Annotated in this window: 6 protein-coding genes and 1 riboswitch; all 6 genes read left to right on the top strand. The window is 69.5% G+C overall.

Annotated features, from left to right (window positions below):
* Positions 1 to 36 precede the first annotated feature (36 nt).
* Positions 37 to 531, top strand: a complete 495-nt coding sequence (locus tag ACAG25_RS13375) for a bifunctional nuclease family protein (protein WP_098006125.1) — start codon at positions 37 to 39, stop codon at positions 529 to 531.
* 200 nt (positions 532 to 731) lie between these two features.
* On the top strand, positions 732 to 1,355 hold the full coding sequence (locus ACAG25_RS13370) for a MerR family transcriptional regulator (protein WP_370488934.1): 624 nt from the start codon (positions 732 to 734) through the stop codon (positions 1,353 to 1,355).
* Between the two features lie 131 nt (positions 1,356 to 1,486).
* Positions 1,487 to 1,585, top strand: a riboswitch (glycine riboswitch).
* Between the two features lie 166 nt (positions 1,586 to 1,751).
* Positions 1,752 to 4,604: an aminomethyl-transferring glycine dehydrogenase gene (gene gcvP, locus ACAG25_RS13365; RefSeq protein WP_370488933.1), complete on the top strand. Its 2,853-nt coding sequence runs from the start codon at positions 1,752 to 1,754 to the stop codon at positions 4,602 to 4,604.
* 18 nt (positions 4,605 to 4,622) lie between these two features.
* On the top strand, positions 4,623 to 5,351 hold the full coding sequence (locus ACAG25_RS13360) for a thioesterase II family protein (protein WP_370488932.1): 729 nt from the start codon (positions 4,623 to 4,625) through the stop codon (positions 5,349 to 5,351).
* A 566-nt stretch (positions 5,352 to 5,917) separates the two neighbouring features.
* A complete protein-coding gene (locus tag ACAG25_RS13355) occupies positions 5,918 to 7,693 on the top strand; it encodes an AMP-binding protein (RefSeq protein WP_370488931.1) in 1,776 nt (591 codons plus the stop codon).
* The gene (locus ACAG25_RS13350) at positions 7,690 to 13,143 is read left to right on the top strand and encodes an acyltransferase domain-containing protein (protein ID WP_370488930.1); all 5,454 of its coding nucleotides are present in this window, start codon (positions 7,690 to 7,692) and stop codon (positions 13,141 to 13,143) included. Before ACAG25_RS13355 ends, ACAG25_RS13350 begins: the two co-directional genes overlap by 4 nt.
* The last annotated feature ends 41 nt before the right edge of the window (positions 13,144 to 13,184 follow it).

The following is a 13,184-nucleotide window of genomic DNA, read 5'->3' as shown; positions in this document are numbered from 1 at the left end:
TGACCGGCGCAAACCATTGCGGAGGGGCAGGCACACATGGGTGAGGTTCGTGTGATCGGCATTCGAGTTGAGCAGCCGCAGAACCAGCCCGTCCTGTTGCTGCGCGAGTCCAACGGCGACCGCTATCTCCCGATCTGGATCGGCCAGTCCGAGGCCGCCGCGATCGCGCTGGAGCAGCAGGGCGTCGAGCCGGCCCGGCCACTCACCCACGACCTGATCCGCGATGTGATTGCCGCGCTTGGGCATTCGCTCAAAGAGGTCCGCATCGTCGACCTGCAGGAAGGCACCTTCTACGCCGACCTGATCTTCGACCGCGACATCAAGGTCTCGGCCCGTCCGTCGGACTCGGTGGCCATCGCGTTGCGCGTCGGCGTCCCGATCTACGTCGAGGAAGCGGTGCTGGCCGAAGCCGGCCTGATGATCCCCGACGAGAGCGACGACGAGCCCAGCGGCGCGGTGCGCGAGGACGAGGTGGAGAAGTTCAAGGAATTCCTCGACAGCGTCTCACCCGACGACTTCAAGGCCACCTGAGGTCCTTGGTCACGGATGCGTCTCGCGCGCTCGACACGCGGGGCGAGTTTCCTCCCAGCCCGATTTCGAGCGCCATACTTAGCGCCGACGGGCAGTCACGACCGGCCCGCAAGCGTATGCTCGGACGGGAGTTCGGGCTCGGGTGACGTGCGCCCACGCAGGTCAGAGGACGCGGTTCGATCGGCGAGAGGATTCGACAAGTGGGAGACACGCCACGCCAGGAGCAACTGGACCTGACCACCGGCTCCCCGCAGGCGGATTCACTTCCCAGCGCTGCAGCGCAGCCGGTCCAGGCCGGGCTGTTCCCGGACGACTCGGTGCCCGACGAGCTGGTCGGCTACCGCGGTCCCAGTGCCTGCCAGATCGCCGGCATCACCTACCGCCAGCTGGACTACTGGGCGCGCACCTCGCTGGTGGTGCCGTCGATCCGCGGCGCCGCCGGCTCGGGCAGCCAACGCCTCTACTCGTTCAAGGACATCCTGGTCCTCAAGATCGTCAAGCGCCTGCTCGACACCGGCATCTCGCTGCACAACATCCGCGTGGCCGTCGATCATCTGCGCCAGCGCGGCGTGCAGGACCTGGCCAACATCACGCTGTTCTCCGACGGCACCACCGTCTACGAGTGCACCTCGGCCGAAGAGGTGGTCGACCTGCTCCAGGGCGGGCAGGGCGTGTTCGGCATCGCGGTGTCGGGCGCCATGCGTGAACTGACCGGCGCGATCGCCGACTTCCCGGGCGAGCGTGCCGACGGTGGCGAGTCGATCGCGGCGCCCGAGGACGAGTTGGCGTCGCGGCGCAAGCACCGCGACCGCAAGATCGGCTGAGCCGATCAGTCAAGCCGGAGTCGGTTAGTTTTCTTCTTCCGCGAGCAGTCCGCCAAAGCCCCCTGATCGACGCGATCGAGGGGGCTTACGCGTCTGCTCGCGGAGAGAGGCGACTAGACTGGCCCGCGCATCGCCCTTGCGCGGGAGAGTTCCGTGGCCGCCAGCCACGGGCGCCGAAGGAGCAATACCTCTCCGTCAACCTCTCAGGCACCCAGGACCGCGCAAAGCCCCGATGCCTCTGGAAAGCGGTCTGCCTCCCTGACCCGGAGCGGACCCGCCCATGGGGAAAGGCTTCGGCTTCGCGGTCGCCGCCGAATCTCTCAGGCAGCCCGGACGGGCGGACGACAGAGGGGGAGGACCCCCAAGAACGTCCGCGTCCCCGGGAGAAGCCCACTCGTGTCTGACCAGTCCCGCACCTACTCGTTCGTCGACCGGCACATCGGGCCCGACCCCGACGCCGTCGCGACGCTGCTGAAGACCATAGGCGTCGAAACGCTGGACGAGCTGGCCGCCAAGGCGCTGCCCACCGGCATCATCGACCAGCTGTCCGCCGACGGCGTCGCACCCGGACTGGACGGACTGCCCCCGGCGGCCACCGAGGCCGAGGCACTCACCGAACTGCGCGCGCTGGCCGACTCCAACACCGTCGCGGTGTCGATGATCGGACAGGGGTACTACGACACCCTCACGCCGCCGGTGCTGCTGCGCAACATCATGGAGAACCCCGCCTGGTACACCGCCTACACCCCGTACCAGCCGGAGATCAGCCAGGGCCGGCTCGAAGCGCTGCTGAACTTCCAGACCATGGTGACCGACCTGACCGGCCTGGAGGTCGCCAACGCCTCGATGCTCGACGAAGGCACCGCCGCCGCCGAGGCGATGACGCTCATGCAACGCGCGGTGCGCGGGAAGGCCACCCGGCTCGCCGTGGACGTCGACGTCTTCCCGCAGACCGCCGCGGTGCTGGCGACGCGCGCCGAACCGCTCGGCATCGAGATCGTCACCGCCGATCTGCGCGACGGACTGCCCGCCGGCGACTTCTTCGGCGTCGTCGTGCAGGTGCCCGGCGCCAGCGGACGCGTCGAGGACTGGAGCGCGCTGATCGCCGAGGCCCACGAGCGTGGCGCCTTGGTGGCCGTGGGCGCGGACCTGCTCGCGATGACGCTGATCACCCCGCCGGGGGACCTCGGGGCCGACGTGGCGTTCGGCACCACGCAGCGCTTCGGCGTCCCGATGGGCTTCGGCGGGCCGCACGCGGGCTATCTGGCCGTGCAGGCCAAGCATGCGCGCCAGCTGCCGGGCCGCCTGGTCGGTGTCTCGGTCGACGCGGACGGCGCCCCGGCCTACCGCCTGGCGTTGCAGACCCGCGAACAGCACATCCGCCGCGACAAGGCCACCAGCAACATCTGCACCGCGCAGGTGCTGCTGGCCGTCATGGCGGCGATGTATGCCAGCTACCACGGCGCGGAGGGCCTGACCGGCATCGCGCAGCGGGTGCACCGGCACGCCCGCACGGTGGCGGCCGGTCTGGCCGCCGGCGGTGTCGAGGTCGTGCACGACGCGTTCTTCGACACGGTGCTCGCGCGCGTGCCCGGCGGCGCCGGCGCTGTCCGCGACGCCGCCAAGGATCGCGGGATCAACGTCTGGCTGGTCGACGACGACCACGTGTCGGTGGCCTGCGACGAGTCGACCACCGACGCACACGTGGCCGCGGTGCTGGAGGCCTTCGGCGCGGCGCCCGCCTCACCGGAGGCCGCCTCGCCGTTGGCGGGCGTGGCGCGCACCTCGGAGTTCCTGACCCATCCCGCCTTCACCCGCTACCGCACCGAAACCGAGATGATGCGCTACCTGCGGTCGCTGGCCGACAAGGACATCGCGCTGGACCGGAGCATGATCCCGCTGGGCTCGTGCACGATGAAGCTCAACGCCGCGGCCGAGATGGAAGCCATCACCTGGCCGGAGTTCGGGCGTCAGCACCCGTTCGCACCCGCGTCGGACACCCCCGGCCTGCGCCGGCTGATCGCCGAACTGGAGACGTGGCTGAGCGGCATCACCGGCTACGACAGCGTCTCGCTGCAGCCCAACGCCGGCTCTCAGGGCGAGTACGCCGGTCTGCTCGCGATCCAGGCCTACCACGCCGCACGCGGCGAGTCGGAGCGCGACGTGTGCCTGATCCCGTCGAGCGCGCACGGCACCAACGCCGCGTCGGCGGCGCTGGCCGGGATGAAGGTCGTCGTCGTCGGCTGCAGGCCCAACGGCGACGTCGACCTCGACGATCTGCGCGCCAAGGTGGCCACGCACGCCGACCGTCTGTCGGCGCTGATGATCACCTACCCGTCCACCCACGGCGTCTACGAACACGACGTCGCCGAGATCTGCGCAGCGGTCCACGACGCCGGCGGTCAGGTCTATGTCGACGGCGCGAACCTCAACGCGCTGGTCGGGCTGGCCCGGCCGGGACGGTTCGGCGGCGACGTGAGCCACCTGAACCTGCACAAGACGTTCTGCATCCCGCACGGCGGCGGCGGCCCGGGCGTCGGGCCGGTGGCGGTCCGGTCCCACCTGGCGCCGTACCTGCCGGGGCACCCGCTGGCCGCGGAACTCGGCGACGCCCTGACGGTCTCGGCCGCACCGTACGGTTCGGCCTCGATCCTGCCGATCACCTGGGCCTACATCCGGATGATGGGAGCGACCGGGCTGCGCCGCGCCACGCTGGTGGCCATCGCGTCGGCCAACTACATCGCCCGCCGCCTCGACGAGTACTACCCGGTGCTCTACACCGGGGAGAACGGCATGGTCGCCCACGAATGCATCCTCGATCTGCGCGAGATCACCAAGGCCACCGGCGTCACGGTCGACGACGTCGCCAAGCGCCTGGCCGACTACGGGTTCCACGCCCCGACCATGAGCTTCCCGGTGGCCGGAACGTTGATGGTGGAACCGACCGAGAGCGAGTCGCTGACCGAGGTCGACGCGTTCTGTGACGCGATGATCGCGATCCGCGCCGAGATCGACCAGGTCGGTTCGGGGAATTGGCCGGTGGACGACAACCCGCTGCGCAACGCGCCACACACCGCGGAGTGCCTGCTGGTCGATCAGTGGACCCATCCGTACACCCGCGAACAGGCCGCCTACCCGCTGGGTAAGGCGTTCCGGCCCAAGGTGTGGCCGCCGGTGCGCCGCATCGACGGCGCGTACGGAGACCGCAACCTGGTGTGCTCCTGCCCGCCGGTGGAGGCCTTCGCCTGAGGGATTAGGGTTCTCCCCATGACAGAGGACGCTGCGGGCATCACCCCGAAGTTGTTCATCTTTCCGCACGCCGGCGGATCGCCGCAGTACTACGTACCTTTCGCGAAGGCGTTCGCCACCGACATCAAGCGCACCGCGGTGCAGTACCCGGGTCAGCGGGGCAGGCAGGACTTCGCGTCGTTCAAGGACCTGCCGGCCCTGGCCGACGAGATCGTGAAGATGGTGTCGCCCGATGCCGACCACGGCGGGCCGATCAGCTTCTTCGGCCACAGCATGGGCGGACTGCTGGCGTTCGAGGTCGCGCGCCGGTTCGAGGCGGCCGGACGGCCGATCAGCGCGCTGTTCGTCTCGGCGGTCGCCGCTCCCGGGCGGGTCGGCTTCGAGGACGTCCCGGACACCGACGAGGGTCTGCTGGCGGCGGTCAGCACGATGACCGGGGCCAGCCCGGAGTTCGTGCAGAACTCCGAGTTCGCCGCCGTGATCCTGCCGACGCTCAAAGGACTGAAGGCGATCGCCGACTACGACTGCCCGCCCGAGGTGAAGCTGTCGTCGCCGATCCACGCGTTCTACGGCGACGACGACGAGATCGCCACGGCGGACAAAGTGCATCCGTGGGCGGACCGGACCACCGCCGAGTTCAGTGCCCGCGCGTTCCCCGGTCACCACTTCTATCTCCTCGAGCACCTGGGGGAGTTGGTGCCCGATCTCGAGGAGAAAATCTGGGCGGCGGTGCGCAGAACCACGTAGGAGTCGGTGTGGTATTCGCCACACTTGCCGAGTCGTTCCGACTGTGCTCACATCCGCGTCGAGCACACTTTCCGTGCACCCACCAGCACCGCCCCAGCGGACCTGGCCGTGACCCCCGGCGCACCTTGTTACCGGTGGGTCACAAGCATTTTTTTCCTCGCCGTGCGATTTCCGCAAATCGCTTACGCCTGCGTCAAGACGATACGAGCACCAGGTTCGACCCCTGCGTGCCCTAATCCGCGTACCGAACGAGCGCACCTTCGAGCAACCAAAAAGCGCCTTATGTAGTGGGTGTTTCCCTCACTGGCAAAACCGGGTAGCCAACCTGGGCAAGCAAAAATGCGACCGGTTTCGTTAGCTACCGGCGAAAACAGGGGTGGAGCGCCAGTTTTCCTCTGGCAAGCAAGTCGTGGTGTAATCCTTCGTCGGATTTATACGACACAAAAGGCAGGTCGGTGTTAGCCTTCGGGCGAGCGGGGGCTGAGCGGCTAGAGCTGTGAACCGAATTTGCCAACCACGGCAATGGGGCCGAGGCGCACTGATGATTTGGATGAAAGGACGTCGCCATGCCGTTGCTTGAGTCGACCATTCCTGGCGTTCTGGCCGATCGTGCCCGCCTTCAGCCCGACGAGGTTGCCTACACCTTCATCGACTACGACGTCGATCCGAACGGCTACGCGGAGTCACTGACCTGGTCGCAGCTGTTCCACCGCGTCCAGGTGGTCGCCGAGGAACTGCTCCGGCACGGCGCCAAGGGTGACCGCGCGGCCATCCTGGCCCCGCAGGGCCTCGAGTACATCATCGCGTTCTACGGAGCCATGCAGGCCGGCTTCATCGCGGTCCCGCTGCCCGTCCCCGCCTTCGGGTCGCTGGACGAGCGGGTCTCCGGCGCGCTGCACGACGCGCAGCCGGTCGCGGTGCTGACCACCTCCACCGTGGTCGACGAGATCATGAACTACGTCAGCGGCCAGAGTGGCGCGACGCCGGCGGTCATCGAGGTCGACGCCCTGGACTTCGATTCGCCGCGTGAGGTCGAGGTCAACGTCGGCACGCTGCCCAAGACCGCCTACCTGCAGTACACCTCCGGGTCGACCCGGGCTCCGGCCGGCGTGATCGTCACCCACAAGAACGTGATCGCCAACCTCGAACAGATCTTCACCGACTACATGTCGCACCGCGGCGGCGTCCCGCCGCAGGACACCACGATGGTGTCGTGGCTGCCCTTCTACCACGACATGGGTCTCATCCAGGGTGTCTTCGCGACGCTGCTGTGCCCGCCGGACGGCCCGGACGGCTCATGGGGCCGGCCCGCCGTGCTGATGAGCCCGGTGGCGTTCCTGCAGAAGCCGGCCCGCTGGATCCAGCACCTGGCCACCAACACGCACTCCTGGTCGGCCGCGCCGAACTTCGCGTTCGAACTCGCGGTGCGTCGCACCTCCGACGCCGACCTCGAGGGCATGGACCTCGGCGGCGTGCTGGGGATCATCAGCGGTAGCGAGCGGATCCACTCCGCGACCATCCGTCGCTTCAACGAGCGGTTCGCCAAGTTCAACCTGCCCGACACCACCGTGCGCCCGTCGTACGGTCTGGCCGAGGCGACGCTGTACGTGATCTCGGCACCCACCGGCCATACCCCGGCCACCGTGCGCTTCGACTACGAGAAGCTGTCGGCCGGCCACGCCGAGCGGTGCGGCAGCGAGGGCGGCTCCGAGCTCGTCAGCTACGGCGCGCCCCGTTCCTCGACGCTGCGCATCGTCGATCCCGAAAGCCGCACCGAGAACCCCGACGGCAAGATCGGTGAGATCTGGGTGCACGGCGACCAGGTGTGCTCGGGTTATTGGCGTAACCCCCAGCAGACCGAGCGCACGTTCGGCGGCGAGATGGTCGACCCCACCCCGGGCACCCCGACGGGTCCGTGGCTGCGCACCGGCGACCTGGGCGTGATGAGCGAAGGCGAGATGTTCATCATCGGCCGGATCAAGGATCTGTTGATCGTCGACGGTCGCAACCATTACCCCGACGACATCGAGGCCACCATCCAGGAGATCACCGGGGGCCGTGTCGCCGCGATCTCCGTGCTCGACGACACCAGCGAGCAGCTCGTCGCCATCGCCGAGCTCAAGAAGCGCGGCGACTCGGAGTCCGAGGCGCTCGACAAGCTGCGGGCCGTCAAACGTGAGGTCGCCTCGGCGATCAAGAAATCCCACAGTGTCCGGGTTGCCGACCTGGTCCTGGTGGCACCCGGATCCATCCCGATCACGACCAGCGGCAAGATCCGTCGCTCGGCCTGTGTGGACCGGTATCGCCAGGACGAGTTCAGCCGTCTGGACGTCACCACATGACGGCAGAATTCGATGAAGCCGCGATCCGGCACTGGCTGGTCGACTACCTCGTAACCAACATCGGGTGTAGCCCCGACGAGATCGACCCCGACGCTCCACTCAACGACCTCGCCGTGGGTTCCAGCGACGCGGTCGTGCTGACCGGTGAGCTGTCGGAACTGCTGGGCCGCACGATCTCGCCCGTCGAGTTCTGGCAGTACCCCACCATCAACGCGCTGGCGAAGTTCCTCACCGGCGGCGAGGTCGAGCCGGTCGCCGATGCCGCGGCGCCGGTCGCCTCGGCCGACGACCCGATCGCGGTGATCGGGCTGGGTTGCCGGTTGCCGGGCGACGTGCACGGCCCGGACGACTACTGGCAGTTCCTGATGGACGGTGGCTCCGGGGTTCGGCAGGTCCCACCCGAACGGTGGAAGATCTTCGAGAACGGCTCACCTGAAGACGCCGCAGCCCTGGCGGGTACCACCCGCTGGGGCTCGTTTCTGAATGACGTCGACGCGTTCGACGCCGAGTACTTCGAGATCTCGCCCAGCGAGGCCGACAAGATGGATCCGCAGCAGCGGCTGCTGCTCGAGGTCACCCACGAAGCGCTCGAGCACGCCGGTATCCCGCCGGAGACGTTGCGGCACTCCCAGACCGGGGTGTTTGCCGGGGCCTGCGTCAGCGAATACGGATTCCTGTCCACCGCGCGGCTCGGTCAGGTCGACTCGTGGTCGGGCACCGGCGGTGCGTTGAGCATCATCGCCAATCGGGTGTCGTATTTCTTCGATCTGCGGGGTCCGTCGGTGACGGTGGACACCGCGTGTTCGTCGTCGTTGGTGGCGATTCATCTGGCGTGTCAGAGTCTGCGGTCGGGGGATTCGAACCTGGCGCTGGCCGGTGGGGTGAACCTGGTACTGGCGCCGGCGGTGACCCGCAGCTTCGACCAGCTCGAAGCCATGTCCAAGTCGGGTCGGTGTCATGCCTTCGATGCTCGTGCTGATGGGTTCGTCCGCGGTGAGGGTGCCGGGGTCGCGGTGCTCAAACGACTCTCCGATGCCGTGCGTGACGGCGACCGGGTACTGGCGGTCATCCGCGGCTCGGCGGTCAACCAGGACGGCCGCTCCAACGGCCTGATGGCCCCCAACCCGGCCGCCCAGATGGCCGTGCTGCGCGCGGCCTACACCGCCGCCGGTGTCGAACCCCGCGAGGTCGACTACGTCGAGGCCCACGGCACCGGCACCCTGCTCGGCGACCCGATCGAGGCCCGCGCACTGGGCACCGTGCTCGGCCGCGGCCGCAGCGCCGACGCCCCGCTGCTGATCGGCTCGGTCAAATCCAACCTCGGCCACCTCGAAGCCGCCGCCGGCATCGCCGGGTTCGCCAAAGCCGTACTGGCCCTGCACCACCAACAGATCCCGGCCAACCTGGGCTATGAGACACCCAACCCGCACATCCCGTTCGACAAACTGCGACTCAAAGTCGTCGCCGAACACCAGGACTGGGCCCCCCAGGGCCGCCCCCGCCGCGCCGGGGTGTCCTCCTTCGGGTTCGGCGGCACCAACGCCCACATCGTGGTCGAACAAGCCCCCGCGATGGTCCCGGCCACCGACACCCCGGACACCCCGGCAGTCCACACCCTGATCATCTCGGGCAAGAGCCCGGCCCGCATCGCAGCCACCGCCGCCATGCTCGCCGACTGGATGACCGGACCCGGCAGCCAAACCGCCCTCGAAGAGGTCGCCCACACCCTCAACCACCACCGCGCCCACCACAACAAATTCGCCACCGTGGCCGCCCGCGACCGCGACCAGGCCATCACCGGCCTACGCGCCCTGGCCGACGGCCACACCGCCCCCGGCGTGGTCCCCGCCCACCACGGCGCCTGCCGCCGCGGCACCGTGTTCGTGTACTCCGGCCAAGGCTCCCAATGGGCCGGCATGGCCCGCCAACTCCTCACCGACGAACCCCACTTCGCCCAAGCCATCGACCGCATCGAACCCGTCTTCACCGAACACGTCGGCTTCTCCCTCCGCGACATCATCACCAACGGCGAGACGGTGGTGGGTATCGAGCGCATCCAGCCGGTGCTGGTCGGCATCCAGCTCGCCCTGACCGACCTGTGGCGCGCGCACGGCGTCGAACCCGACGCGGTCATCGGCCACTCCATGGGCGAGGTCACCGCCGCCGTCGTCAGCGGCGCCCTCAGCCTCGCCGACGGCCTCAAAGTCATCGCCACCCGCTCCACACTCATGTCCCGCCTCGCCGGCCAAGGCGCGATGGCGTTGATCGAACTCGACGCCGACGCCACCGCCGAGCTGCTGGCCGACTATCCGGACGTGACGCTGGCGGTGTACGCCTCACCGCGTCAGACCGTCATCGCGGGGCCGCCCGACCAGGTCGACGCCGTGATCGCCACGGTCTCGGCGCGCGATCTGCTGGCGCGCCGCGTCGAGGTCGACGTGGCCTCCCACCACCCGACGATCGACCCGATCCTGCCGGACCTGCGCGAGGCACTCGCGGGTCTGACGCCGAGCACGCCGTCGATCCCGTTGATCACCACCACCGTCGAGGGCGCGGAACCGACGTTCGACGCCGACCACTGGGTGGCCAACCTTCGCAACCCGGTGCGCTTCACCCAGGCCGTCAGTGCCGCGGGGGCCGAGCTCGGCACCTTCATCGAGATCAGCCCGCACCCGCTGCTGACCTACGCGATCGCCGACACGCTCAGCGGTACGCACCACCACACGATCTCGACCCTGACCCGGGGCGAGGACGACACGTGGACGTTCCACACCAACCTCAACGCCACCCACACCAGCCGCCCGCCGCAGAGTCCGCACGGACCCGAGCCGCACGTGCCGCTGCCCACCACACCGTGGCACCACAGCCGCCACTGGATCGATACCGAGGGCTGGGTGGGGTCCGGCAGCGGCGCGGGTGCCGCGCGCCCCGGCACCCTGCTGGGGGAGCGCACGACGGTCGCCACGACACCGCCGACACATCTGTGGCAGGCCACGGTGGTGCCGGACGCCAAGCCCTACCCCGGCTTCCACCGGATCCAGGGCGTCGAGGTGGTGCCGATGGCCGTGCTGTTGCACACGCTGTCGGCCGCCGCCGCCGAGATCGGCGCGACCGATGTCGTCGATCTGCGCTTCTTCGCGCCGATCGTGCTGAGCGCGCCGTTGGTGATCCAGGTCGTGGCCGAGGACGACACCCTGACGGTGTCGTCGGCGCCGACCGCCGACACCCCGGCTCATCGATGGGTCAGACACGTCAGTGCCCGCGCGACGGGGGCGGTGTCGAACACCGCGGTGGTGGTCGACGGCGATCTGAGCCCACTGGACGCCGACGCGATCACCGAGTTGCAGACGGCGTGGGGTGTGGAGGGCAACCCGTTCCGCTGGGAGATCACCGGCTGCCGGGCCGGCGCCGAAGCGCTGCAGGCCGAGGTCTCGCTGACCGACCAGTTCGCGGCAGCGCTGCTCGATGCGGCGGTCAGCGCCGCGCGGTTGGTCGACACCTCCGATGACCGGTTGCTGGTGCCGTCGGACGTGGAGCGGATCTCGCCGACCGACAGCGCTGTCGGCGCGAGTGGCTCGGTGCAGGTGCGACGCCGCGCCGACGCCGGCGACGAGCTGGTGGTCGACGTGACCGCGGTCGGCGCCGACGGGTCCGTGTGCGCCGACATCCGCGGGCTGCGGTTCGCCGACGTGGAGTCGGCCGGACCGAACACTGCGGCCCCGGCCGACCCGCGCCACGTGGCGCACGCCATCGCCTGGCAACCGTGGCAGTCCGAGAGCGCCGACGCCGCGTCCCGCACGCTCGGGGTCGCGGTCATCGGTGACGGCGCCACCGCCCGCGCGGTGCAGGACGCGGTCGCTGCGTCCGGGCATCGAGCGGCCGACGTCGCCGACGCCGACTGCGTGGTCTACGTCGCCGATCACGACACCACCGACCCCGATCTCGACGTCGCGGTGCGACAGTCCGCCGAGGTCGCCGCGCTGGTGGGTCGCCTCGTCGACCAGGGCGGCGCGCATCCCGCGACGCTGTGGCTGGTGACCCGCGGGGTCCTCGAAGCGCAGACCGACGCCGCGTTGCGGCAGAGTCCGCTGTGGGGTCTGGCCGGGGTGATCGGCGCCGAGCAACCCGACGTCTGGGGTGGTCTGCTGGACCTGCCGGCAACCGGGGAGCTCACCGAGTCCACGGCCGCGCTGGCGGGGCTGCTGGCGTCGCCGGCCGGGACCACGCTGGTCTGGCGGGACGGCGAGCTACGGGCCCGCGAGTTGGTGGCGCTGGATCCCGAACCGGTCCGCGAACCGCTGCGGTGCCGCCCGGACGGCACTTACCTGATCACCGGCGGAATGGGCGCGCTGGGTCTGCTGATTGCCGACTGGCTCGCCGACCGCGGCGCCCGCCGCGTGCTGCTGGCCGGGCGCACCCCGCTGCCGCCGCGCCGCGACTGGGACAGCGGCGATCTCGACGCCGGGTTGCGCGACAAGATCGCCGCGATCCGGGCGTTGGAACTGCGCGGCGTGACCGTCGAAGCCGTCAGCCTCGACATCGGGTCGGCGCAGGCCGTGCGCGATCTGATCGCCAGACGCGACGCCGACGGCGCACCGCCGATCCGCGGCGTCGTCCACGCCGCGGGCATCAGCGACAGCCAGTTGCTCACCGACGTCGACGAGAGCCGTCTGCAGGCCACGATGTGGCCGAAGATCGCCGGGGCGACCGCGCTGCACGAGTCGTTCGCGGCCGGTGACCTCGACTTCTTCTACCTCACCGGTACCGCCGGCACGGCGTTCGGCATCCCCGGGCAGGGCGCCTACGCCGCGGCCAACGCCTACCTCGATGCCCTGGCCCGGGCCCGGCATGCGCAGGGTGGACACACCGTCAGCTTGGCGTTCGTCGCCTGGCAGGGACTGGGCTTCGGCGCGGAGGCCGAGATCGTGGTCGCCGAACTGGCACGGCTGGGTTCGCGACCCATCACCCCGGCCGAGGCGTTCGCCGCATGGGAGCACGCCCACCGCCACCCGTTGGCGCAGGCCGTCCTGGTGCCGATGGAGTCCGACGAGGACGGCGGAGCCGACGCCGGCGCCGTGGACACCCCGACGCGGGACTGGTCGTCGATGTCGCCGGACGAGGTGCGCGCCGAACTGCAGCAGGGGTTGCGCACCATCCTGGCCTCGGAACTGCGCATCGCCGAGACCGAGGTCGAGGTGGACCTGCCGTTCGCCGAACTGGGGTTGAACTCGGTGATGGCCATGTCGATCCGGCAGAAGGCCGAGCAACTGGTCGGGCTGCAGTTGTCGGCGACCATGCTGTGGAACCACCCCACGATCGGCTCGCTGGCGGAGTTCCTGGCCGAGAAGCTGCTGCCCGCGGACAGCGATGACACCGAGTTCGCTGACGACTCGTCGGACAGTGTGCTGGACTCGCTGTTCGACAGTGTGGAGTCGGAGAGCAGACTTTGATTCCGACGGAGTCCTCACGGGCTCCTGAGGTGATCGGTCGG

This window comes from Mycobacterium sp. pV006, from assembly GCF_041287115.1.
Taxonomy (GTDB): domain Bacteria; phylum Actinomycetota; class Actinomycetes; order Mycobacteriales; family Mycobacteriaceae; genus Mycobacterium.
This window is presented reverse-complemented; position numbering and strand designations above follow the sequence as displayed.